The following is a 22,905-nucleotide window of genomic DNA, read 5'->3' on the forward strand; positions in this document are numbered from 1 at the left end:
GCCCGGCCGAACCTGCCTCGTCCCTGCCGACGGCACAGTGCCCCTGCCCCAGGCGCTGGAGAGGAACTCGGCGCGCTGCGCGATCGCCGGGCCGAAGTATGCGCCGCCGGACATGTGACGGGGATCATGCGATAGGGAAAACCGGCAGGTCCGGGGGCGGCGTCTAGCGGGTGTGAGATCAGTCAGGAAGGCACCGGCACCGGGCGAGCCGGACGAGGAGCATCTCGTCCGGCTGGTGGCCGCAGGGGACCGCGCGGCGTTCGAGGAGTTGTACCGGCGCACCGCGCCCTGGATGGCGGTGCGGCTGCGTCGTCGCTGTGCCGACGAGCAGATCGTCGCCGAGGTCATGCAGGAGACCTATCTGGCGGTGTGGCGCGCGGCGGGCGCGTTCGCGGGGGCCTCGGCGGGCGGGACGGCCGTCGGCTGGCTGTGGACGATCGCGGCGCGCCGCCTCGTCGACGCCTGCCGAACCGCCGCCGGCCGCCGCTCTCGCCGACGCGGCGCCCGCCGCCGAGGAGGAGGCGCTCGCGGTGACGGTCGGCGGTGACGTCGGTGACGCGCTACGGCGTCTGGCGCCGGAACTCAGGCAGGTACTGCAGGCCATGGTGCTCGACGGCCTGTCCGTCCGGGAGACCGCGGTCCTGCTCGGGCTGCCCGAGGGCACGGTCAAGACCCGTGCCCGCCGGGCCCGGATCGCGATGCGGAAGGCGCTGACATGAGCGTGGAACACGCGTCGATGCGGATCATCGACGGTTACGCGCGCGGCGGCACGGACCTCGCCGCCGACGAAGTGTGGGCCGTGGAGGCCCATCTGGAGGCGTGCGGACTGTGCCGTGACCGGCTGTCGGCGGCCGTCACTGCCGCGGCGCCCGCCGTGACATCGCTGGTCGAGACCGTGTGGGCCGACCTGGAGCCCCGACTGGCCAGCACCGCCTCCATGCCACCCCGCGGGCGCTGGTCGGCACAGTTGTCGCTGTGGCTGACGCCGGTGATGGTGCCGTGGTTGGCCATGGTCGCGACCGTGACGCTGCTCGCGCTTGTGCTGGACCTGGTCGGCCCCGGCTCCGGCGAGGTGCCGCTGGTGCTGCTGCTCGCCCCGGTCCTGCCCGTGCTCGGCGTCGCGGCGTCCTGGTCGCGCGGCCTGGACCCGGCGTACGAACTGACGGCCTCGGTACCCAGGGCCGGGCTCCACCTGGTGCTGCGGCGCACCGCGTCCGTGCTCGCCGTGGTCGTCCCCGCGCTACTGGTGGGCGGCTTGGCGACGGGGGTGATGGTCGCCCAGTGGCTGCTGCCCTGTCTGGCCTTCACCTCGACGACCCTGGCGCTCGGCGGTGTCGTCGGTGTGACCCGTGCCGCCGGCGCGCTGGTGGCCGTGTGGGCCGCCGTGATCGTGACGCCGACCCTGGCCGCCGGCCGTATCACCTTCGCCCTGCGGACGGGCGGTCTGCCTGCGTGGGGACTGATCCTCGCGCTCGGCATCGGTGTCGTGATCGCCCGCAGGGGCGCGTACTCCGTGCTGGGAGCCCATCGATGATCATCGGGAAGGACCATCACATGACGTCCGCAGGGAGCGCGGCCGACATCGCACCGACAACCTACGCCTGGCAGATCCGGGCCTCCGGGCTGAAGGTCAGAGTCGGCAGGAAGCGGATGGCCGTCGACGGGCTCGACCTGTCGCTGGGCACCGGTGTGCACGGCCTCCTCGGTCCCAACGGGGCGGGCAAGACCACCCTCATCCGGGCGCTGGCCACCGTGCTGCGCCCCACCGAGGGCGCCCTGGAGCTGCTCGGCGAGTCCGCGGGCGGCAGGGGCGAGCATCGTGCGCTGCGCCGCCGGATCGGCTACCTGCCGCAGGAGTTCGGCTACTACAAGCGCTTCACCGTGCGCGAGTTCGTCGAGTACATGGCCTGGCTGAAGGAGGTCCCCAAGGCGGACATCCCCGCGGCAGTGCAACGCGCAGTGGAGCGGGTGGGCCTGGCGGACCGCGCCGACGAGAAGATGAAGGCCCTGTCGGGCGGCATGGTGCGACGGGTGGGCATCGCTCAGGCCATCGTCAACGATCCGTCGATCCTGCTGCTGGACGAGCCGACGGTCGGCCTCGACCCGGCGCAGCGGCTGCGTTTCCGCGAGCTGCTGCAGGAGTTGGGTACGGACACCTGCGTGGTCGTCTCGACCCATCTGGTGGAGGACGTCGCCGCCGCCTGTACGGACGTGGTGCTCTTCGCCGAGGGTCGACTGGTCTTCCAGGGCCCGCCGGACGAACTGGCCTCGGTCGGCGGCCCGGAGCACGAGGGTGACAGCCCGCTGGAGCGCGGCTATTCGGCCATGCTGCTCAATCCCGAGCGACAAAGGGGAACTTGGTGAACATCCGTGTCCTGCGCATCGAGCTGAGGCGCTCCGTCGCCCCGTGGGCCGGGGCCGTGGTCCTGACGGGCACGCTGGCGTTCCTGTACCTGCTGAACGGTCCGTGGTGGAGCGGCACCACGGCGTGGACGGCCCAGTGGACGTGCCTGGCCCTGTGGACCCGCTCCCTGCTGTTCTACCTGTGGCCGCTCGTCGTGGGGCTCGGGGCGTTGCAGGGCCTGCGCGACCACCGCTCGAGGATGTCCGAGCTGCTGACGAGCACACCGCGGCCCGCCCGGCACCGCGCGGCCACGCTGGCGGGCACGACGGCGATCACGCTGGCCTCGGCCTTCGCGCTCCTCGTCCTCGTGGGCGGGGTTCAGGTGCTCGCCAACACCGAGTACACGCACCTAGGTTGGTTGCCGATCTCGCTGGTGGGGGCACTCTTCCTCGTCGCGGGTGCCGTGCTGGGCATGGGCGCCGGGCGGGCCCTGCCGTCCGTGCTCACCCCGCCCGCCCTGGCCACGGTCGCCTTCGTGTTCACGGCCCTCATGCACATGTCGTTGGGGCGGACGGAGACGACCACGGCGACGGGGATCCCGAGCACGGAGCCGAACCGGGTCTCGCTGCTGTCACCGGGGGTGCAGGAGGTGCGCGACGCGCTCGTCACACTCTCCGCCTCCGTGCACGTCGGGCAGACGATCTGGCTGCTCGGTATGGCCGCGACCGGCTTCGCGCTGCTGGTCGCCGCGACCCCGCGCGCCCGGCTGATCGCCCTGACGCCTGTCCTGGCGGGCGCGACGCTCGCCCTGCTCGTCCTCCCCTCCGACCCGCGCCGAATGTATGTCGTCGACGAGGCCGCCGCGGAGCCGGTGTGCGCCGGTCCGGTGTGCGTGGCCAGGACGCACCAGGCGCGACTCGCCGACCTGGCGGGTCCCGGTAAGGAGGCGCTGCGCCTGCTGCACGGTGCCCTGGGCGGCCAGGCGCCGGTCTCGGTCCGGGAGAACACCGCCGTACTGCCGGAGGGCTCCACGCCGCAGTGGTCCCACGAGACCGTGCTCTTCGAGTTCGACGACGACATCATCGCCACCGCGAAGGGCGAGGAGCTGACGTGGGCTCTGATCGCCAAAGGCATGGTGCCAGGGTGCACCCCCGTCGGCTGGACCAGCTTCGGGGGAGATCTGTACGCGCAGACCGTCGCGGCGGGTTGGGTCCTCGGGGACCTCAAGCCACTTCCCGGCACACCGGCGAATCTGCGCGGAGAGGTCGACGCCGCGACCCGCCCGGTGTGGAAGGAACTCAAGGCGCTGCCGCGAGCCGGACAACTCTCGCGGATCAACGCGATGCGCGCCGCCGCGCTCTCCTGCAAGGGCGACGCGTTCGACGCGCTGAAGGGCGGTGCGTCCCGGTGAGATGGCTGACGCTGTACGCGCGCTCGCGGCAGGTGCCCGCGTCGCTCGCCGCGGTGGTGGTCAGCGCGGTGGCGGTGTGGGCACTCGCCCGGGACGGGGGCGAGGCGCCCGGTGACCCGCGGCTGCCGGTGCTCGTCCTCGCCGCGGGGGCGATGGCGGCATCGGTCGGGCTCAGCGGACAGGATTTCGCGCTGGAGCGGACGGCCGCGATCCGCTGGGTGCCCCGCAGAGCGGCGCACGTGCTGCTCGCCGGTACGGTCGTCGGCGCGGTGCTGCTGAGCGTGCAGACCATGGGCGAGGACATGGCCACCACCGCGTTCGTCGTACGGGACAGCGCGGGCCTGATGGGACTGGTCGCCCTGGGCGCGGCGCTCTCGGGCGGCCAGTACGCATGGACGCTGCCGTTCGCCTGGCTCTCCTTCACGTTCTTCGCCCCGCCCGCCACGAGTACGCCGATGCGGGTGGCGACCTGGATGCTGCTGCCACCCGGCACCTCAGCCGGCACCTGGACGGCCCTGGTCCTCACGGTCGCCGGCACCACGGCCTACGCCTTCGCAGGACCGAGGCGGTAGCCGGTCCGGGACAACGGATCCGAATGACGACATCGAACCGGAGGCATTCCGGCTTGTGGTCCACTACCTCATCCACCGAGCCTCATCGGGGCCCTCACTCCCCTTCAGCCGAACACGTCTTGCCTAGTCCAGGTGGTCCTGCCCCAGCGCGGGCAGCACCGCAGTGCCGGAGCCGTCGATCTCGTGGTGGCCGCCACGGCCGAGTTGCAGGGACTGACGCTGCTGCACCGTGACCGGGACTTCGAGTGCATCACCGCTGTCACTGGTCAGGCGCTCCAGTGGTACGGCCCCGAAGCCGGGAAATGAACCAACGGCAAGCGTCGACCGTTTCCGAGGAAGCCGCGACCGTCGGCCTTGCAACCTGGAACGGGCCTCACCCAGCTCTGTGCACGCGCGAAGGTGTTACCCAACTGGACGTCCGACCGAGCCCCGCCCAACACAGCGACCGTCCGTGCACGCGCTCTGCCGACCGTTCTTTGCGCCACGTGCCCATAGCGTGCCCGTAAGAGCGGACAACCACGGTCAAAACCGGTGCGATCAGGCCGCGCGCAATGGCGCCAGCAGGACGAATCAGCGCAGGTCAGCGGCCATACGACCGCGCGAGCGCCGTCGCTTCCCAAGCTGAGAGCGCGAGTTCGATTCTCGTCACCCGCTCCATGATCACCGCTCACGTTTGCCAAAGGGCGCCGACGGCCTGAGGTTTCGTGGCCGACTTGGCAAGCGTTCGCATGTCCTGGCCCTCGGCCTGCCGTTCCCTCGGTGAGGCCGAGTCACGTGCCCCTGCGCCTGAAGGTGACGGCTGACCAGGTCCTGTCTGTGGATGGGACTTCAGTACCAGGACGCTCGCGTCAAAGTGGCGGATCGTCGGGCAGCGCCCGGAATGCCTTGTGGCGGCCCAGCGGGCAGACAGCCCGGAAGTCGCACCGGTCGAGGGTGAGAATCGCGTCCAAGTGCGGAGCTCGATCGGCCCGCGGGCCGCAAGACCGCCGCGGTCGCCCCGCCGGAACCGCCGTGTGGCCTTCGTCTCGCTGTCGGGGTCTCGGCGCGTTCGTCGGCATGTCGTCAGCTGATGGCGACGGCAGCCGCGCCCAAGCCGTCGAAGGAGGTCACGGCGCTGCGACCGGACAGACTCGACGGCAACAGTGCGGCCCGGGAGAGCAATTCCTGTGGTCGCGAAGTGAGAAATCGACACGGCGCACGAGAAATATTCCTGAGGTGGGAGACGGCCAGGAATTGTTCACCGCGTGGGGTCGCTCACGGCGTGCTACTGTCGGTATCAGTTGCAGGTGTGGTTGCCAGAATTGTTTTTCCGGCGGCTGATCATCACGGCGACACGGAAAGCGCACAGAGCGTATTCCTGACACCGTCTCCGAAGGAGAAACAAAATGGCTACTGGCACCGTGAAGTGGTTCAACGCGGAAAAGGGCTTCGGTTTCATCGAGCAGGACGGCGGCGGCGCCGACGTCTTCGCCCACTACTCCAACATCGCCGCCCAGGGCTTCCGTGAGCTGCTGGAAGGCCAGAAGGTTTCGTTCGACATCGCGCAGGGCCAGAAGGGCCCGACGGCCGAGAACATCGTTCCCGCGTGACGCGTCGGCGCTGACGCATACTTCGCAGCTGGGGCCCGCACTTTGGGGTGCGGGCCCCAGCTCGCTTCATTTTTCAGGGCGATTCAGCCCTGTTTTTTTCGGCTCGTTCTCGCGATTCTCTGCGCCGTTCGTTTTGCTGCGGAAATTCCTTGATACGCGCCCATGTCGAGGAAGGTTCCACATGAACCGCACACGCACGACTCGCACACGCACGACGCGCACATACGACCGTTTCGGAGGAAGTGCTGCCGTCGGCCGCTCCGGTGTTCAGAGCCGCTCCAAGGGCAACGGAAATCGGCAGGCCGCACAAGGTGAGTTCGCACCACCGAAGACGACCACACCGGCGTTGCCCGCCGTCGAGACGTTCGCCGATCTCGCCATGCCGACGCCGTTGCTGGCCGCGCTCGGCCACGAGGGCGTGACCGTACCGTTCCCCATCCAGGCGGCGACCCTGCCGAACTCCCTGGCCGGCCGTGACGTACTCGGTCGTGGCCGTACCGGGTCGGGCAAGACGCTCGCCTTCGGCCTCGCGGTAATGGCCCGCACGGCAGGCCGGCGCGCCGAACCACGGGAGCCGCTGGCCCTGATCCTCGTACCCACCCGTGAACTCGCCCAGCAGGTCACCGACGCGCTCACCCCGTATGCCCGCGCCGTCCGGCTGCGGCTGGCCACCGTGGTGGGCGGAATGTCGATCGGCAGGCAGGCGAGTGCGCTGCGGGCCGGGGCCGAGGTCGTGGTCGCGACACCGGGGCGGCTCAAGGACCTGATCGACCGGGGCGACTGCCGACTGCGGGACGTCGCCGTCACTGTCCTGGACGAGGCCGACCAGATGACCGACATGGGCTTCATGCCCCAGGTCACCGCCCTGCTCGACCAGGTGCGGCCGGAGGGCCAGCGGATGCTCTTCTCGGCGACCCTGGACCGTAACGTGGACCTGTTGGTCCGTCGCTACCTGACCGACCCGGTGGTCCACTCCGTCGACCCGTCGGCCGGTGCCGTCACCACGATGGAGCACCACGTACTCCACGTGCACGACGCGGACAAGCACCGGACGACCACCGAGATCGCGGCACGGGACGGCCGGGTCATCATGTTCCTGGACACCAAGCACGCCGTGGACCGGTTGACCGAGCACCTCCTCAGCAGCGGCGTCCGCGCCGCCGCCCTGCACGGTGGCAGGTCCCAGCCGCAGCGCACCCGGACCCTGGCTCAGTTCAAGGACGGTCACGTCACGGTGCTGGTCGCCACCAACGTCGCGGCCCGCGGCATCCACGTCGACAACCTCGACCTGGTCGTCAACGTGGATCCGCCCGGCGACCACAAGGACTACCTGCACCGTGGCGGTCGTACGGCCCGTGCGGGGGAGTCCGGCAGCGTCGTCACCCTGGTGACACCCGGCCAGCGCCGCGGCATGAGCCGACTGATGGCCTCGGCCGGCATCACCCCGCGCATCACTCCGGTGCGCTCGGGTGAGGCGGAGCTGAGCCGCATCACCGGCGCCCAGGCGCCGTCCGGTGTCCCGGTCGTCATCACCGCTCCGGCCGTGGAACGTCCCCGCCGCACGTCTTCCCCGTCCCGTGGCCGTCAGGGCCGCACCGGCCAGGGGCGGCCCGCCGGCGCGGCGGTGCGCCGCAGGGCACAGCGGCGCACCGCCATCGACTCGGCGGCCTAGGCCCTGCACGACCGACCCCGGAGCCGCAGCGGTCTCCCCCGGCCGCAATGGCCACCTAACCGACCAACCCGCACCGCAGGAGGCAGTTTTGACGTCCACTCAGACGCAGCGCCGCGTGACGGACCCCGCATCGACGACCGTGGTCGACGGCATGGAAGCGTACGGGCCTCGGGTCTGTGACGACATGACCGTCGAGGTGGCTCTGGCCGTCATGGCGGGTGCACGTGTCGAGTACCTGACTGTGTGCGACGGCGACGACCAGAGCACGGGTTCGATCACTCTGGCCCGGCTCGCCGTTCTCCGTGCCAGTTCCACGTACACGGACCGCATCCGTCTGCGGGACGTCCTCGGCAGCCGGCTCCGGCCTGTTCCCGTCCGCGGCTGATCCACCCCGCCCGGGTCAGTTCCTTTCCGTCATGCCTGGGAGGCATCGTGCGTTGTGTCATCGCCCAGTACCCGTTCGACCTGACCAAGATCGGGGTGCTGGCCTCGATGAAGGGCGTCAAGCCCGAGCTGGTCACGGGCGCGTCCGTGACCATCGGCCGCCGCCGCTACCCCGTCAAGCAGGTGGGCCAGGTCACCACGGGACAGGACCGCCGTGACTTCACCGTCGGCGAAGTCACCCGGGCCATGGCGCGCCTCGGCTTCACCTGCCACGACGGCCCCGAGGCCGCGCCCGTGAGCGTTCCCCTTCCGCTCCGGGCCCCGTCGGCACTGCTCGACGGCACCTGCCCTGTGGACGTGTGAGGACGGGCGGGTAACCGCCCTCAGGATCCCGGTGGGGGCTCTGTCGACGTGCGTCGACAGAGCCCCCACCGCTGTGTCCTCGTCCGCTCGGAGACTCTTGGCCGAGCAGCGGAGCGGGGACGGCGTCTCACCGGTCGAAGTAGCTGAAATCACCCACGGTCCATGCGCTGACGTCCTTGATCGCGACTCGGTACATGCCGCCCGTCTCCGGGATACCGAGGCTGCCCTGCAGGATCCGCGCGAGATGGAAATGCAGATGCGTGGGATCTCCGCGGCGGCCGGGCCGTTCCCCTCGCGGGCCGCCGGTGAAGACGCCGGAGAACGGGCCGAGGCGGTCCGATTCCTTCAGGACCTCCGCCACCCGCTCCCTCCACACGGCCTCGGGAGCCAGCCGGCCGGTGATGACGGCGCCGCCGACGACCACGGTCAGCGACATCTGATTGCTTCGCTCGGACTCCACCGCGGCGGAGAGAGCGACAAGCAGTTCATCAGGGTTCGACATGAGAGCAGATCCTATTCAGCTGCGTGTCTCGGGCCCGCCACGCGGGGGGTGGAGCAGCTTCGCGGACGGCGGGAGGCGGTTCCTGACCGAGCGGCGCCCCATCCGTCGTGGCGCCGCGCGCGACTGCCCAGGGGGAGGTCATCGTCGCAGGTGGCAGGATTCCTCCTCTGCCATAGGGGTGAAATCTACTCTTGCCAGAGTAGACATTCCCTGTCGGCGTAGTTACGCTTCCTGTCGTAGAACACGGTCGAACGAGACCCGGCAGAAACGAACTGGCGGGTAGCTGTACACGAAGTTCGCAGGTCAGTGCGGCTCTCGAGCCTCGAAGCCAAGGTTTCCCAGAACGGCGACGGAGCTGGGAGCCGCACTGGGCGGCTCGCATGTCGAGGAGCTGCCGCAGCAGTACCGCAGTGCCGATTCATCCAGTGGTTGGTTCAGAGAGGAACGGAGGAGCAGACGCCATCAGGATCGCCCGGCCCGAGAAGCACTCGGCCCGGGTACCGCAAGACCCCGGAATGGATGGTGGTCCCCGGTCAAGCAGCTGCGATCCCCCGCTACCCTGCCCTCTGCCGGGCCGGGTAGCGGAAACAGAAGGTCGGCACAGCAGTAGGGCCGACAGATGGTGTTGAATTTCCTTCGGGGCCTTGGTGCCGTACGGCACCAAGGCCCCTCGACGCGTTGCACAGCGAGGTGACATGACAGCGGACAACCCTCTTAGTGATTTTCTGGACGACGACGACTACCCCGCCTACACGATGGGCCGGGCAGCCGAGATGCTCGGCACCACCCCGGGCTTCCTTCGAGCCATCGGCGAGGCTCGTCTGATCACTCCGCTCCGCTCGGAGGGTGGGCATCGCCGGTACTCCCGCTACCAACTGCGGATCGCCGCTCGCGCCCGCGAGCTCGTCGACAGGGGCACCCCGATCGAGGCCGCCTGCCGCATCGTCATCCTCGAGGACCAGCTCGAGGAAGCTCAGCGCATCAACGCCGCATACCGTCGTGCCGCGGACGAGGCGGCCGGCAGCTCCGGTTCCAGCTGACCGCGTGGGCGCGGGCCACCCGGAGCGCCTTGTGGTGGCCACACGAGAGTACGGGCCGGAAGTCCCGCGGTCGGGGTGACGACAGCGTCGGCTGTCGTGGGAGCGACGGGATGGAGCTGGGCCGGTTCCCGCCCGTCCGGCGCACCCAGCCCTCACCGGGCCGACCTCAAGGGTGGGCATCAGAAGGGCTGTGCACCGAAGCCGCGGTTCGGGTACGGCGAGCCCCACCGCCCCGCTGCGATCACATAGTGCAGCCGACGCCCAGATCAATGCCCCTGCGGGCTGTGGTCGCTCCCGATGCTCGACCCACTGCTTGGGCGGCCTGCTCGAAACCGCGGATCGGTTCCGGCGGAGGGTCACCCTCCCCTAGCGGCAGTTCCTCGCCCGAGTCGAGGCTGTCGGTGGCCTCCAGCCGGCGCGCATCTCGTCGAGGGTGAAGCCGAGAGGCTTCCATACGACGCAGTGTCCTCAGTGCCGATTGGCGCCGCACTCATTGGGCCAGCATGTTCGCCATCGCAAAGCTCCATTCGAGGCGCTCTCGGGCTTATGAGTCCGCACCGCACCCACGTCGAATCGAGTCACATGACGCGAGGAGGGGCCACCTGTAAGACTTCCCCGTCACAACCTGTCGGGAAGGCCGGAGCGCCTCAGGCGACGTCGTGGACGTTGTGCTCGCTCAGGTCGGATGCGTGCCGGGCAATGGCACGGTAGTCGGCGTCGTCGTGGAGGACAGCAAGACCGTGGTGGGCCGCGGTCGCGGCGATGACGAGGTCCACCGCCGAGGCGCTGCGGTGTTCCCCGGCCCGGGCCATACGTTGTTGAACCGCGCCGATCCAGCGCCCCGCGTTCTTCGGCACCGACACGTCCGGGTAGAGATCAGTGAACATCTCCGTGATCTCGTCGTACTCGCGTCCGTTCCGGGCGCTGTGGAGAAACTCGGTGCGTTGCACGTAGCAGGATGTGATGGCCCCGGCGTCGATCGCGTCGTACCAGGCCGATTGCAGCTTTGGATCGCGGAGCAGCCGGACCAGGCCGGACGTGTCGAGCAAGTAGATCACCGGCTGCGCTTCTCCGCTTGGTGCAAGCGCTCCGCATCCTCGACGGCACCCCACTCACGCGCACGTTCGAAGTGACGGCTGATGCGCGCCGCGCGCTCTTGCTGCTCGGCGTAGAAGTGCAGAGCGAGGTTGACCGCCTCCTTCTTGGTCCTGACCTTGGACAGAGCCATGGCGCGTGCCAGGGCGTCGTCATCGATGTCGATCTGGGTCACGGACATGCGTCACCTCCCGCTATGTTGGTGATGTACATAGAAGAATACATCACCAACATGGCGCCACGCCCGGGTGTCGGATACCGACGTGTGCAGTCGCGACGGAAAAGAGCTCTCGTCAGCAAGTCGGCCGCGGACTCGGTGTTCAGACCTGCTCGGTGGGGCGTACGAGGAGTTCGGCGACGGCCACGTGCCGGGGGCGGGTGACGATGTAGCCGACGGTGTCGGCGATGTCCTGGCTCTGCAGCCGCTCGATGTCGCCCAGGGCGGCGACGATGTGCTGCTGGATGACGTCCGGGTTGTGCGTGCGCAGTTCGGTGTCGACGCTGCCCGGCTCGATGACGGACACGCGGACGTGTTGCCGTGCCAGTTCCTGGCGCAGTGCCTCGCTGAAGGCACCGACGCCGAACTTGGTGGCGCTGTACACGGCGGACATGGCATAGGCGTTGCGGCCGGCGAGCGAGCCGATGTTGACGATGTCGGCGACCTGACGCGGCTCCTCGGCGGCGGCCTTGACCAGGTGGGGGACGGCCGCGTGGGCGGTGTACATCAGGCCCATGAGGTTGATGTCGATCATGCGGCGCCAGTCGTTCAGGTCCGCGCTGGGGGCGGGCCCGAGGAGCATGAGGCCGGCGTTGTTGACCAGAGTGTCCAGGCGGCCCAGGTTTTCGACGGTCCGCTCGACCGCTTCGGTGGCGGCCTCGGCGGTGGTGATGTCGGCGGGCACGACCAGGGCCTTTCCGCCGACGCTGGAGATTTCGGCGGCGAGGCCGGTGAGCCGGTCCTCGCGTCGGCCGACCAGGGCCACGGAGGCGCCCTCGCGGGCAAGCTCCAGCGCGGTGGCGTGGCCGATACCGCTGGATGCTCCGGTGACCAGGGCGACGGTTCCTTCAAGACGACGATTCATGGGGTCAAGCCTTTCGATGAACGGCCGCGCTGCCGCGGGCCGTACGGGGGTGGAGGCCGCTCGACGCCGGGCCGAGGGCACAATGGGGAAGTGAGCAGCACTGGGCAGAAGACCACCAACGCCGCACGCCAAAAGATCAAGAGCGAGGGCGAACTACCGCCCCGCGAACGCCTGGTCCGGGCCGCGTCGCGGCTGTTCTACTACGAGGGCGTCCGCGCGATCGGCGTGGAGCGGCTGATCGCCGAGGCCGGGGTGACGAAGGCGACCTTCTACCGTCACTTCGCCTCCAAGGACGACCTGGTCGTGGCCTACCTGCTGACCAAGGACGCCTACTACCGCGAGGTGGCCGAACCGCTGGCCGCCGCGCACCCGCCCGCGGAAGCGATCGACCTGATCTTCGAGGCGATCTCCGAGCACGCCCGCGAGCGCGGGTTTCGCGGCTCGCCGTTCATGAACGCGGCCGCCGAGTACCCGGACGCCGACCATCCTGTCCGCGGCCTGGTGACGTCCCACCGGGACTGGATCCGCACCCTCTTCCGGGATCTGCTCACCCGGCTCGGCCACACCGACCCGGAGTCGGCCGCTGGTGCACTGCTGATGCTGTACGACGGCGCGATGGCCGCCGGCTACCTGGACGACTCGACGGCCGCCCACAGGACCCTGCTGAACGCGGTCCGGCTGATCCGATCGGGCGACTGACCCCATCGGGGCCGCGCGAGGCAGCGGCCTGTTGCGGGGCCCCGGCCGGGCCGGGGCTCGGGTTGCTTTCATAGGGCTTTTCCATCTCTCTTCGACATGCGCCGGGACGCGCGGCCGTTCCTCACGAGGTAGGAAGACCGGTCGTTCTACCTCTCGAAGATAGCCCCCCTCGGCGTCCGCGCGCCACTGATCGACCCGTTTGTGGGATCCCTCACCGGTACACCGCCGGCTCTCGCCGCCGGCCCCCTCGTGCCGGCCACAGCGGGGAGTAGCGTGGTAGCGAGGGGTGGCGAGGAGTCGCCGTGCCCTCGGCGGCAGCCGCTCCGCCACCGGCGGTCTGGCGGCCTGCCGGAACCGACAGGCAGGTGAGCTCCATGGCCGTCTCCGACCCTCCTCCCCCGGCCGGACTCCTGGCGGACGGCCTGTACGAGTCCCTGCGCCCCGGAACGGCACTCCTGCGCCTCACGACGACCCACGACCGCGCGGGCATCCTCGACGGTGCGTGGTGGCCCCGCTCCAGGAACCCCACCGCCGAACTGCCCGGCCTCATCGCCGCGCTGACCGAGCGACTCGGACCCGTAGCCCGCCTCGGCCTGGACCGCGACGCCTGGGACGAACTGCCGACCCGGATGACCGTCGGCGGTCACATCGTGCACATCGACTCCTTCGTCGTGGGCGACGGCACCGCCCTCGTGACCCGTGGCGGCCGAGACCACTTCTCGCTGCTCGTGATCCCGCCGGACACGCCGATGCCCGCGGCGCGGGCCGCGATGGCCGATGCGGTCCGTACCGGCAACCTCCGGCAGGCCGGGCAGATCCTGGTCGACACCGCCAGTGATCAGGTCCACCCGACCGGGCCGACTGTGTAGCGGCAGGCCCCGATCGCCCAGCGGATCGTCGTGGCAACCGTGTGGCCGGGTTGTCGCACGGGACCATCGGGCACCGGAGTTTCCGTGACACCGGGGCCGGGGCCCCGCGGCGGAGTGTCCCGTGAGAGGAAAGGCGGCGCGGTGGAGGGCGTAAGGCCCGACGGAGAGCGGGAGTGGCGGCTGTCGGCGGCCGAGCCGGGTCTGTGGCGGCACGTGGTCGAGCAGCTGGGTACGGCCGTGGCCGTGCTGGACCCGGCGGGGCGGATCGTCGCGGTCAACCCGGCCGCCGAGCGGCTGCTGGGGCGCGCGGCAGCGGTGATGTACGGGCAGGACCTGCATGACCTGTGCCATCGGGACCCGGGAGGCGCCCGGATCCCCCGAGAGCACTGCCCGCTGCTGCGGGCACTGGCCGAGGGGCGTTCGGCGCGCGGGGACGACGACAGGTGCCTGCGGGGTGACGGACGGCTGATCCCGATCTCCTGGTCGGCCACGCCTCTGACGGACGACGGCGTCTCCCAGGGCATGGTCGTGCTGATCGTCGAGACCGCGGCGGACCGCCGTGCCCGTAGGGAACGCGCGGAACGGGCGGAACGGGCGGAACGGGCAGAGCGGGCGGAACGAGCCGCCCATACGAGCGCTCTGGAGAGTCTCACCGAGCGGTTGACACTCGTCGCGGAGATCACCGACGTGCTCGGCCAGACCCTGGAGGTGGACGAGGCCCTCGCCCGGCTGAGCCGGCTTCTGGTTCCCCGCCTGGCCGACTGGGCGGCGGTGGACCTGCGGGTCGGCTCCCATCAGGTGCACCGGGTGGCGGTGACCGGCCCCGAGGGCCGTGACGCCGGACAGGAAGACTGGCGTGGTCATCTTCCGTCGGCCGGGGACGCGGCCCACTCGCCCCTGGTCCAGGTGCTGAACGGCGGCGGTCCCGTCCTGCAGGACCGGGCGGACATGGACGCACCGCCCGACTCCCCCCTGGCCGCCGTCCACAGCGCCTTCCTCGGAGCAACCGGCGCGGCATCCGTCATCACGGTGCCGCTGGGCACCAGACGGCAGGTCACCGGCGCCCTGACACTGGTGCGCACCGACCCGGCACACCCCTTCGGCACCGGCGATGTGGACGTGGTGAGCGACATCGGCCGCCGGGTCGGCCTCGTCATCGACAACGCCCGCCGGTTCGGCCGCCAGCGCGCCGTCGCCGAGGCCATGCAGCGCAACCTCCTCCCCCCGCTGCCCCGGCCCGGCCGGATCCAGCTGGCCGCCCGGTACCAGCCCGCTCCGGCCGGCTCGCAGGTCGGTGGCGACTGGTACGACGCGTTCATGCTGAAGGACGGCACGCTCGCCCTGGTCATCGGCGACGTCGAGGGCCACGATCTGACCGCCGCGGCCGGCATGGCGCAGTTGCACGCCATCCTTCGCTCCCTCGCCTGGGACCACGCCGGGCCGCCCGGTGCCGTCGTGGACCGTCTCGACGACGCCATGCACGCCATCACGACCGTGCCGATGGCCACCCTCGTCCTCGCCCTGGTGGAAGGCCCGGACACCGGCCCCTGGACGCTGCGCTGGACCAGTGCCGGGCACCCGCCGCCCCTGCTGCTGACCCCCGACGGGAACGCGCAGTACCTCGAGGCCGGGCAGGCACTGCTCCTCGGAGCCGACCTGGACGCCGGCGGTCATCGGCCGAGCGCCGCCCACGCGCTGCCGCCGGGGTCCACGCTTCTGCTCTACACCGACGGCCTGATCGAGGTTCCCGGCAGCGACCTGGACACCGGGCTCGGCCGACTGCGCCGCCATGCCCTCGCCCTCGCCCGCGAACCACTGGACACGCTGTGCGACCGGCTGTCCTCCCGGATGCCCGGCAGCACCGACGACATCGCCCTCCTCGCCCTGCGCCTGCCCGTGCCCTGACCGGGTCCGGGGCACGATCGACGACAGGGGTGCTCAGGTCCCCGCAGCCAGCACCAGAACGCGGAACGGGCCGGGCGGCAAGGCCGAACGGGTGTCGTCTCCGGCGCACTGCCAGCCCCAGGACCGCAGTGTCTCGACGGTCCCGTCGTCCCAGGCGTCCACCAGCGTGACGCCGAGCGTGGCGCCGTGGTCGGCGAGCAGTCGCCGCTGCAGCCGCCGGGCGAGGTTCCAGACATGGTCCTGGTACTCCCGGCGCACGCGAGGCGGGACGACGATTCCGGAGACGACGAAGAGCCGACCGGAGGCGGCGCGGCGGAGCAGCTTCCCCGGAAGATGTCCCTCGAAGCCCTCTCCCCACCACAGACCGGCGCCGTCCGCGGGAAAGCCGTAGGCGCATCCGGTCAGGGCGGTGGTCTCCGCGATCAGCAGCGAGAACCCCGGGCGTCGGGCGTCGGCCGCCAGATGGCGCAGAAATGCGGCACGCGCCTCGTTCCACGCCCATGGGCCGCCACCGGAGAGCTCCGCGTACAGGTCGCCCAGCTCCTGCAGGCGGTCTTCGACCTGACCACGCGTCAGCGGGCGGACGCGTTCCGCCACCTGGGGTGAGGATCTGCGCTCCGCCCTCGGCGGGCCGGGCACGCGAATGCGCGGCCTGCCCCGGGCGGGCCGGGGGTCGGGGAGGGCCAAGGTCGTCGGGAGGAACACGTGCGCGGTCATGACCAACCCTGCCCCGGGCGCGGACGCAGGCCGACCCGGCGTCGTCGATCCCCGAGAACGGCACCGGCGTCGGAGGCGGTGCGCGGCGTGCCCTCGGTGTCTCCACGGTACTCCCGGCCGGGCCCGCCTCGGCGGCCCGGCGGGCCCCGCCGACTGCGACAGTCGGACGGCCGGTCGCCCATGGCACGCACGGCCACCCTTACCCGGCATACCCTTCAGAAGAGGGCCGCCGTGGAAACGCACCGCAGCCCCCGCACCGTCGCCCGGCGAGTCGGGTAGCGACCGGATTTCGTGGTTCGTACCCGTCGCCTGCCAGGAGGTCCGTATGGAGCACGAGCCCTTGCCCTCCGAGAGCCACGCCGAGGTCCGTATCGTCGCCGCTACACCGGAGGTCGCCCGTCGCGTCGCCGCAGTGCTCCGCCGCTGCTTCGCCTCGACCGAGCAGCGCAGCTACCCCGCCGGCCGCGAGGGAGGGACCCGGCTCCATCTCACCCTCGACACCGCGCGCACCGCGGAACCCGCCCGGTCCTGGCTCGCGACCAGCGAATCGACGGACCAGGACCGGACACACGCCGACGAGGTGTGACCCGGGTCCGTGAAGCCACGAGGCTCCGCCGTCGCGAAAACAGAGAAGACAGAGAAGTCGGAGAAGCCACAGTCGGACGGCTGACCCGCCCGCGTCTCCTCGGCCGGGAGTAGTCTGACCGTACCGAGGGCTTTTCGCGCAGCGCTACCGGCGGTGCCGTTCCCGGCGAGTGACGAAACGGGCAGTCGTCCCGCGGCTCCCGGGACGGGGCCGCACGATGGAACCGAGCAGAACGCCGGCCGAAGGCGCGTCCGCGGCCGACGCGCAGACGTACCGCATGCCCCTGCCTCGCCTGACTCTCACCCCTGACGTCAGCCATGGCCCGCTGGACGGGGCCTGGTGGCCGCGCTGCGACGCGCTGGAAATCGAACTGCCCTCGCTCGTCGGCTCGTTGGAACCGGACCCGGGCGCCGCGGTACGGGTCACCGTGGACCCCGCCGAATGGCCCGATGCCCCGCACACGGTCATGGCGCCCGGCGGGGTGATCGCCGTGGAGCCGGCCGAACCCGGAAGCGACGCGCACGTCATCACCCTGGACTGCGGCACCGTGGGACGCTGGGTGCTCCTGGTCGTCCCGCCCGAGGAGCCCGCCGGAACAGCCGCCCGGCTGCTGGCCGCCGCCGCCGACCCCGAAAACCCGCTCACCGCCGCGCGGATGCTGGCGCTCGCCGAAACGGGTCGCCCTGTGGGCGCGACCGGGGAGGCGGAATGAGGCACGCGGCCCCTTGGGAGCCCACGGCAGGGACGGCCGACCGACCTCAACCACCTTCCTCGCACGAGTCGTTGACCACTCGGGACGAAGCGCCCACGCTCTTCGAGGAGTGCCGCATCGTCCGCGCACACGGCGAACTGGACACGCGGACCCTGGCACCACTGGTCCGTGCTCTGGCCGAGGCCCGCGCGGCCCGGCCCGGACGGCTCCTCCTCATAGTGGACCTGAGCGAGGTGACCTTCACCGACTGCGGCATCCTGACGCCACTGCGCGAGGCGTGGTCCGACTGCCGCGCCCGGGGCGGCTGGATGCGCATCGTCTACGACAACCACACGGCCGACCTGGTCTTCCGCCACGCCGGTCTCCTCGACCGCTTCCCCGCCTACGCGAGCGCACAGGACGCCTGGGAGGGACGAACGGCCCACCCCGCCCTCCGTCTCACCGCGAGCGCGCTCCTGGCCACCGAGGCACACCGTCCGCCCGAGGACGACGTACCGCGCCGAACCACTCGACGGGACACCTCATGAGCGACCGACTACGGCTCCCGCCCCTCCTCCGCCTGTACCTCGCGCCCGAGAGCACCGTGCCACGCCGTATCGACGGGGCCTGGTGGCCGCGCACCTTCGATCTCCTGACGGAAGTCCCGCCCCTGCTCTCCGGTCTGCCCCGTGCCTGGGGCCAGATCGCCAGTGTCGTGGTGAACGACACGGTGTGGACCGGGGCACCGGGCCGCATGCTCGTCCGCAACCAGGTCGTCCGGCTGCGCAGGACCACCACGGCGCACCTGCCGAGCACCATCGTTCTGACCGCCCCCAACCATGGGCGCCGAGATCTGCTGGTCGTGCCGCCCGAGGCGACCGAGCCGGCCGCCGAATCGCTCATGTCCGCGGTCGGGCTGGAGCAGGGCCACTTCGCGAGCTGAGTGCGCGGGGGAAACCTGTCACGGCGAGGCCACATGTCCGTGCCTGCCGGCGTTAGGGTGTCGCACGAGGCAGATGGTGCTGACTCCTTCGGAGCACGGGTGCCATGTACGCCCGGGTCCCTCGCCGCGCCCCCTAAAACGAAGGTGCTATGCCCGCTGAGAACGACGCCCCAGTCGCCGGCAACCTCGACGACGACGACTATCCCGCCTACACCATGGGGCGGGCCGCCGACGTTCTCGGCACCACCCCGGCCTTTCTCCGGGCCGTCGGCGAAGCCGGGCTGGTCACTCCCCTGCGCTCGGAAGGCGGTCACCGTCGGTACTCCCGCCACCAGTTGCGCATCGCCGCCCGCGCCCGTGAGCTGGTCGGCCAGGGCACCCCCGTCGAGGCCGCGTGCCGCATCATCTCGCTCGAGAACCAGCTCGAGGACGCCCTCCGCCTGAACCGGGAAATGCGCCGGAAGCTGGAGGAGCACGGCGCGGATACCTAGCCCCGCCGGTGCAGAAATACGGACTCCGGCCGGATGAGAATTACCGTGCCGAACACGAAAACGCATGGCCGCTTCCACTTGGCCTGTGTTAACGTGATAGCAGTTGCAGTTTTGGTTGCCAGAGATTTTTTCTTTGCAGAGCTTTCCGGATCTTTCCGGAGGGGTGATCATCGCGGCGACTCGACTCCGTAAAGTGCGGAGTCGGCACTGCCCCCAAGGGAGATTCAATATGGCATCTGGCACCGTGAAGTGGTTCAACGCGGAAAAGGGCTTCGGCTTCATCGAGCAGGACGGCGGCGGCGCTGACGTGTTCGCCCACTACTCGAACATCGCCACCAGCGGCTTCCGCGAGCTTCAGGAAGGCCAGAAGGTCACCTTCGACGTCACGCAGGGCCAGAAGGGCCCGCAGGCCGAGAACATCGTTCCCGCCTGACGCGAACCATGTGGCTGGGGCCCGCCCTCTTGGGGGTGCGGGCCCCAGCCCATTGTTTTATCCGGCTTTTCGCATTTCCCTTCGGCTCATTCTTGCGAATCCTCGTGCGGCCCCGCCGCTGAACAGAATTCCTCGATACGCCGCATCGAGGAAGGTTCTGTCATGAACCGCACCCGTCGCACCGGTGGCAGTTCCGGCCGCTTCGGCCGACAAGGTCCTCGTCCGGGCACCGGGCGGAAGAACGGCCAAGGAGCACGCTCCGCCACACGCCGACAGGAGTTCACCCTGCCGGTCACCCTCACCGAACCGCTGCCGGCGGTCGAGACGTTCGCCGAACTGGACATGCCCGCGCGTCTGCTGGCCGCGCTCGGTGCCCAGGGCGTGGCCGTGCCCTTCCCGATCCAGGCGGCCACGCTGCCGAACGCGCTGGCCGGCCGGGACGTCCTGGGCCGGGGGCGCACGGGCTCGGGCAAGACGCTCGCCTTCGGTCTGCCTCTGCTGGCCCGTCTGGACGGGCAGCGGGCCCAGCCCCGACAGCCGCTCGCCCTCGTCCTCGTTCCCACCCGGGAACTGGCCCAGCAGGTCACCGACGCGCTCGCCCCCTACGCCCGCGCCCTGCGGCTGCGGCTGGCCACCGTGGTGGGCGGCATGTCGATCGGCCGTCAGGCGAGCGCCCTGCGCGGCGGAGCCGAAGTCGTCGTCGCCACGCCCGGCCGGCTCACGGACCTCATCGAGCGGGGAGCCTGCGGACTGGACCAGGTCGCCGTCACCGTCCTGGACGAAGCCGACCAGATGGCCGACATGGGCTTCATGCCGCAGGTGACCGCACTGCTCGACCAAGTCCCTTCCCGCGGCCAGCGATTGCTGTTCTCGGCCACCCTGGACCGCAACATCGACCTCCTGGTGCGCCGTTACCTCCACGACCCCGTGGTGCACTCGGTAGACCCGTCAGCGGGCAGCGTCACCACCATGGAGCACCATCTGCTGCACGTGCACGACGCCGACAAGGACACCGCCGCGACCGAGATCGCCGCCCGCGACGGGCGAGTGATCATGTTCCTGGACACCAAGCACGCGGTGGACCGGCTGACCGAGCACCTGCTGTCCGTGGGTGTGCGCGCCTCGGCCCTGCACGGCGGCAAGTCCCAGCCGCAGCGCAACCGGACACTCGCCCAGTTCAAGGACGGCCACGTCACGGCCCTGGTGGCCACCAACGTCGCCGCCCGCGGAATCCACGTCGACAGCCTCGACCTCGTCGTGAACGTCGACCCTCCGAGCGACCACAAGGACTACCTGCACCGCGGCGGCCGTACCGCCCGCGCCGGCGAGTCCGGCACCGTCGTCACCCTCGTCCTGCCGCACCAGCGTCGCACGGTGGACCGTCTGATGGCCGACGCCGGCGTCACTGCGCGTACCGCCCGGATCCGGCCGGGCGAGGACGAGCTGCATCGCATCACCGGCGCCCGGACCCCCTCCGGCGTGCCCGTCGCCGTCACCGCACCGGCCGCCGAACGGCGCGAGGGCAAGGGATCCGCCGGCCGCGGACGCCGGGGCCGGGCTGCCGGCCGTGGCGAGAGCGGCCCGTCCGCCGCCCGAGTCCGTCGGTCCGCCCCGAGGAACAGCGCATAGCCACAGCACGGGGACGCACTCCCAGCGGCCCGGACGAGCCGTCGCCCGTCCTGCCCGCCCCGATGAAGAGGAGAAGCCCTTGACGCCGATTCCGCCCCGAACGCGGCAGGCCGACGACACCGGTCTGACCGCATGTGACGCCATGCACGCTCCCGGGCCGCAGGTGGACGACCACATGGCCGTAGACGTGGCTCTCTCCCTGCTCATCGGTGCCCGCGTACCGCATCTGCTCCTCCAGGACGAGGACGGGCGGTGCGCGGGACTGGTCACCCGGGCCCAGCTCTCCGCACACCGCGGCGGCTCGTGGTACCGCGACCGGACACGGCTGCGGGACATCCCGCTCGACCGCGGACCGTTCACCTCGTCCGTGGCCGCACTCGGCGAGGCCGAAGCCGACATGCGGGTCCGCGGCCTGGACGTGTCCCCCGTGATCGACGAGCACGGCTACGCCCTGGGCATCCTCGCCCTCACCCCCTGACCGCCGTCCGACCGCCGTCGCGCGGTCGGACGCTCCAGTGTTTCTCCCTCGACTCCGCGGAGGCATCCATGCGCTGTGTCATCGCCCGGTTCCCCTTCGACCTGACCAAGAGTGAGGTCGAGCAGTCGATGAGCGGCATCACGCCCGAACCCGTCACCGGCGTGTCCGTGACCATCGGCCGCCGTGTCTACCCCGTGATGCAGGTAGGGGAAGTGATCACCAGGCAGAACCGCCGCGACATCACCACGGGCGAGATGCGCCGGGCACTGACCCGACTCGGCTTCGCCTGTCACGACGCGCGCCCGGTCGCGCCGGCCCGGGATGTACGAGCCGACGAGGGCGCACCTGGCTGGTGACGGTTTCAGGAGCGACGGCAGAGGGACGGCGCCGCCGAACATGCCTACCGAACCGAAAGTTTCGGATGGTCGGTGTCGGGGAGCCAGTCACGCCGCGGTGTGTAGTCCAGCCAGCGCCGGGTACGGCCGGCTTCGGTGAAGCCTCGTAGCAAGGTGTCGAGCTGGGGGTGGCGGGAGGACTCACGCCAGGCCAGCGACCACGCGTACAGCGGTGTCGGCTCGACGAGCGGTATGCAGCGCAGGCCCGCGTGGTCCGGCAGCGGTGCGTCGGCGGGGAAGAGGGTGAAGGCATCGGGCTCGGTGCGGATGTGCCGCACGAGATGGTCCAGGCCCAGATTGGGGCCGTCGTGCCGGCGCAGTATCCGGAATTCGTCGGCGAAGCGCCGTAGGAAGTCCAGCCGGGGCAGTTCGGCCGGGCACCACAGCACGCTGTCGCGCAGGTCGGCCGGGCGCAGGGCATCGGCAGCGGACAGTGGGTGGGACGGGCCGACGACCGCATCGACGGGTTCCAGCCGCACCAGCCGCTGGGTGAGGCCTGCGTCCCCGCCGTCGGGCAGTGGGTGCACCCGGCCGAATCCCAGGTCCGTGTCGCCGCGCAGCAACGCCCCCGCGACCGACGGCCAGTCACGTCCCGGGCTCGGCTCCCACCGCACCGGACCGAGCGCCTGAACCGCCTCGGCAACGGTGCGCATCGGCGCGTACAGATGCCCCCAGGTGTCGATCCGTACGACCGGTCCGGCGCCCGTCACCGCCGCGATCGCGCGCTCGCCCGCCGCGAGCGCCTCCCGCGCGGACGGCAGGAACCGCTCCCCCGCCTCGCTCAGCCGGGTGCCGCCCCGGCGCTCGAACAGCCGCACCGACAGCAGCTTCTCCAGCCGCGCTATGCGCTTGGACAGCGCCTGCTGGCTGGTGTTCAGCTCTTCGGCGGCCCTCCCGAAGTGCAGCGTCCGGGCGGTCGCGACAAAGGCGCGGACCAGCGCGAGATCGAGGTCCATGCCGTTGACCTTATGCGACAACCCGGCGTTGTCGGCCAGGCGGATGCGTTGTTGGCCGA

At 70.7% G+C, this 22,905-nt stretch carries 27 protein-coding genes and 3 pseudogenes; 23 read left to right on the forward strand and 7 right to left on the reverse strand.

Annotation, left to right across the window (positions count from 1 at the left end):
* Nucleotides 1-172: 172 nt before the first annotated feature.
* From CRP49_RS12010 to CRP49_RS47815, 6 genes and pseudogenes are all read left to right on the forward strand, one after another.
* Nucleotides 173-719 (forward strand): annotated as a pseudogene (locus CRP49_RS12010) (RNA polymerase sigma factor).
* The gene (locus CRP49_RS12015; protein ID WP_097253362.1) at nt 716-1,534 is read left to right on the forward strand and encodes a hypothetical protein; all 819 of its coding nucleotides are present in this window, start codon (nt 716-718) and stop codon (nt 1,532-1,534) included. The pseudogene CRP49_RS12010 and the gene CRP49_RS12015 overlap by 4 nt, the downstream one beginning before the upstream one ends.
* 20 nt (nt 1,535-1,554) lie before the next feature.
* Nucleotides 1,555-2,364, forward strand: coding sequence for an ABC transporter ATP-binding protein (locus tag CRP49_RS12020; RefSeq protein ID WP_373560343.1), 810 nt, complete (start codon nt 1,555-1,557; stop codon nt 2,362-2,364).
* Nucleotides 2,361-3,755, forward strand: a complete 1,395-nt coding sequence (locus tag CRP49_RS12025) for a hypothetical protein (protein ID WP_097253364.1) — start codon at nt 2,361-2,363, stop codon at nt 3,753-3,755. Before CRP49_RS12020 ends, CRP49_RS12025 begins: the two co-directional genes overlap by 4 nt.
* Nucleotides 3,752-4,327, forward strand: coding sequence for a hypothetical protein (locus CRP49_RS12030; RefSeq protein WP_097253365.1), 576 nt, complete (start codon nt 3,752-3,754; stop codon nt 4,325-4,327). The genes CRP49_RS12025 and CRP49_RS12030 overlap by 4 nt, the downstream gene beginning before the upstream one ends.
* A gap of 126 nt (nt 4,328-4,453) precedes the next feature.
* Nucleotides 4,454-4,633, forward strand: a pseudogene (locus tag CRP49_RS47815) (VapC toxin family PIN domain ribonuclease); the annotation flags it as partial.
* Between the two features lie 542 nt (nt 4,634-5,175).
* Here CRP49_RS47815 and CRP49_RS47820 read toward each other — a convergent pair.
* Nucleotides 5,176-5,274, reverse strand: a pseudogene (locus tag CRP49_RS47820) (VapC toxin family PIN domain ribonuclease); the annotation flags it as partial.
* Between the two features lie 438 nt (nt 5,275-5,712).
* On the opposite strand from CRP49_RS47820, the gene CRP49_RS12045 reads away from it, so the two are divergent.
* From CRP49_RS12045 to CRP49_RS12060, 4 genes are all read left to right on the forward strand, one after another.
* A complete protein-coding gene (locus CRP49_RS12045; RefSeq protein WP_004986771.1) occupies nt 5,713-5,916 on the forward strand; it encodes a cold-shock protein in 204 nt (67 codons plus the stop codon).
* 181 nt (nt 5,917-6,097) lie between these two features.
* Entirely contained in the window at nt 6,098-7,588 is a 1,491-nt protein-coding gene (locus CRP49_RS12050) for a DEAD/DEAH box helicase (protein ID WP_179851588.1), read from the forward strand.
* A 115-nt stretch (nt 7,589-7,703) separates the two neighbouring features.
* Nucleotides 7,704-7,973 carry a hypothetical protein gene (locus tag CRP49_RS12055; protein WP_097253367.1) on the forward strand — a complete coding sequence of 90 codons (270 nt, stop codon included), beginning with the start codon at nt 7,704-7,706 and terminating at the stop codon, nt 7,971-7,973.
* A gap of 47 nt (nt 7,974-8,020) precedes the next feature.
* Nucleotides 8,021-8,335 (forward strand): SCO5918 family protein, encoded by a 315-nt coding sequence (locus tag CRP49_RS12060; RefSeq protein WP_097253368.1) that lies wholly within the window; start codon nt 8,021-8,023, stop codon nt 8,333-8,335.
* Nucleotides 8,336-8,462: 127 nt separating this feature from the next.
* Here the strand turns inward: CRP49_RS12060 and CRP49_RS12065 are convergent, their stop codons facing one another.
* Entirely contained in the window at nt 8,463-8,837 is a 375-nt protein-coding gene (locus CRP49_RS12065; protein ID WP_097253369.1) for a hypothetical protein, read from the reverse strand.
* Between the two features lie 695 nt (nt 8,838-9,532).
* On the opposite strand from CRP49_RS12065, the gene CRP49_RS12070 reads away from it, so the two are divergent.
* Nucleotides 9,533-9,877 (forward strand): helix-turn-helix domain-containing protein, encoded by a 345-nt coding sequence (locus CRP49_RS12070; RefSeq protein WP_097253370.1) that lies wholly within the window; start codon nt 9,533-9,535, stop codon nt 9,875-9,877.
* 647 nt (nt 9,878-10,524) lie between these two features.
* On the opposite strand, the gene CRP49_RS12075 is transcribed toward CRP49_RS12070, so the two are convergent.
* From CRP49_RS12075 to CRP49_RS12085, 3 genes are all read right to left on the reverse strand, one after another.
* Entirely contained in the window at nt 10,525-10,935 is a 411-nt protein-coding gene (locus CRP49_RS12075; protein WP_097253371.1) for a PIN domain-containing protein, read from the reverse strand.
* Nucleotides 10,932-11,153, reverse strand: coding sequence for a type II toxin-antitoxin system VapB family antitoxin (locus tag CRP49_RS12080; RefSeq protein ID WP_174523383.1), 222 nt, complete (start codon nt 11,151-11,153; stop codon nt 10,932-10,934). The genes CRP49_RS12075 and CRP49_RS12080 overlap by 4 nt, the downstream gene beginning before the upstream one ends.
* A 139-nt stretch (nt 11,154-11,292) precedes the next feature.
* Entirely contained in the window at nt 11,293-12,054 is a 762-nt protein-coding gene (locus CRP49_RS12085) for an SDR family NAD(P)-dependent oxidoreductase (protein ID WP_097253372.1), read from the reverse strand.
* A gap of 90 nt (nt 12,055-12,144) precedes the next feature.
* On the opposite strand from CRP49_RS12085, the gene CRP49_RS12090 reads away from it, so the two are divergent.
* The 3 genes from CRP49_RS12090 (at nt 12,145) to CRP49_RS12100 (ending at nt 15,527) form a co-directional block, all read left to right on the forward strand.
* Nucleotides 12,145-12,753: a TetR/AcrR family transcriptional regulator gene (locus CRP49_RS12090; protein ID WP_257033373.1), complete on the forward strand. Its 609-nt coding sequence runs from the start codon at nt 12,145-12,147 to the stop codon at nt 12,751-12,753.
* A gap of 374 nt (nt 12,754-13,127) precedes the next feature.
* A complete protein-coding gene (locus CRP49_RS12095; RefSeq protein ID WP_097257315.1) occupies nt 13,128-13,622 on the forward strand; it encodes a DUF5994 family protein in 495 nt (164 codons plus the stop codon).
* Nucleotides 13,623-13,763: 141 nt separating this feature from the next.
* On the forward strand, nt 13,764-15,527 hold the full coding sequence (locus tag CRP49_RS12100) for a SpoIIE family protein phosphatase (RefSeq protein ID WP_097253373.1): 1,764 nt from the start codon (nt 13,764-13,766) through the stop codon (nt 15,525-15,527).
* Nucleotides 15,528-15,560: 33 nt separating this feature from the next.
* On the opposite strand, the gene CRP49_RS12105 is transcribed toward CRP49_RS12100, so the two are convergent.
* Nucleotides 15,561-16,244 (reverse strand): hypothetical protein, encoded by a 684-nt coding sequence (locus tag CRP49_RS12105; RefSeq protein ID WP_097253374.1) that lies wholly within the window; start codon nt 16,242-16,244, stop codon nt 15,561-15,563.
* 325 nt (nt 16,245-16,569) lie between these two features.
* Here CRP49_RS12105 and CRP49_RS12110 point away from each other — a divergent pair, with 325 nt between their 5' ends.
* From CRP49_RS12110 to CRP49_RS12150, 9 genes are all read left to right on the forward strand, one after another.
* Entirely contained in the window at nt 16,570-16,830 is a 261-nt protein-coding gene (locus tag CRP49_RS12110; protein ID WP_097253375.1) for a hypothetical protein, read from the forward strand.
* A gap of 217 nt (nt 16,831-17,047) precedes the next feature.
* A complete protein-coding gene (locus CRP49_RS12115) occupies nt 17,048-17,542 on the forward strand; it encodes a DUF5994 family protein (protein ID WP_257033374.1) in 495 nt (164 codons plus the stop codon).
* Nucleotides 17,543-17,613: 71 nt separating this feature from the next.
* Nucleotides 17,614-18,069 (forward strand): STAS domain-containing protein, encoded by a 456-nt coding sequence (locus CRP49_RS12120; protein ID WP_220378271.1) that lies wholly within the window; start codon nt 17,614-17,616, stop codon nt 18,067-18,069.
* Nucleotides 18,066-18,464 (forward strand): DUF5994 family protein, encoded by a 399-nt coding sequence (locus tag CRP49_RS12125; RefSeq protein ID WP_097253376.1) that lies wholly within the window; start codon nt 18,066-18,068, stop codon nt 18,462-18,464. The genes CRP49_RS12120 and CRP49_RS12125 overlap by 4 nt, the downstream gene beginning before the upstream one ends.
* A gap of 149 nt (nt 18,465-18,613) precedes the next feature.
* A complete protein-coding gene (locus tag CRP49_RS12130) occupies nt 18,614-18,955 on the forward strand; it encodes a MerR family transcriptional regulator (protein WP_097253377.1) in 342 nt (113 codons plus the stop codon).
* Nucleotides 18,956-19,184: 229 nt separating this feature from the next.
* Nucleotides 19,185-19,388 (forward strand): cold-shock protein, encoded by a 204-nt coding sequence (locus CRP49_RS12135; protein ID WP_007383480.1) that lies wholly within the window; start codon nt 19,185-19,187, stop codon nt 19,386-19,388.
* A 162-nt stretch (nt 19,389-19,550) separates the two neighbouring features.
* Nucleotides 19,551-21,017, forward strand: a complete 1,467-nt coding sequence (locus CRP49_RS12140) for a DEAD/DEAH box helicase (RefSeq protein ID WP_097253378.1) — start codon at nt 19,551-19,553, stop codon at nt 21,015-21,017.
* Between the two features lie 79 nt (nt 21,018-21,096).
* On the forward strand, nt 21,097-21,495 hold the full coding sequence (locus CRP49_RS12145; protein ID WP_179851589.1) for a CBS domain-containing protein: 399 nt from the start codon (nt 21,097-21,099) through the stop codon (nt 21,493-21,495).
* Nucleotides 21,496-21,563: 68 nt separating this feature from the next.
* The gene (locus CRP49_RS12150) at nt 21,564-21,851 is read left to right on the forward strand and encodes an SCO5918 family protein (RefSeq protein WP_097253379.1); all 288 of its coding nucleotides are present in this window, start codon (nt 21,564-21,566) and stop codon (nt 21,849-21,851) included.
* A gap of 44 nt (nt 21,852-21,895) precedes the next feature.
* On the opposite strand, the gene CRP49_RS12155 is transcribed toward CRP49_RS12150, so the two are convergent.
* Entirely contained in the window at nt 21,896-22,846 is a 951-nt protein-coding gene (locus CRP49_RS12155; RefSeq protein ID WP_097253380.1) for a LysR family transcriptional regulator, read from the reverse strand.
* Nucleotides 22,847-22,905 lie beyond the last annotated feature (59 nt).

The sequence above is a fragment of the Streptomyces sp. Ag109_G2-15 genome (assembly GCF_900215565.1).
Classification (GTDB): domain Bacteria; phylum Actinomycetota; class Actinomycetes; order Streptomycetales; family Streptomycetaceae; genus Streptomyces; species Streptomyces diastatochromogenes.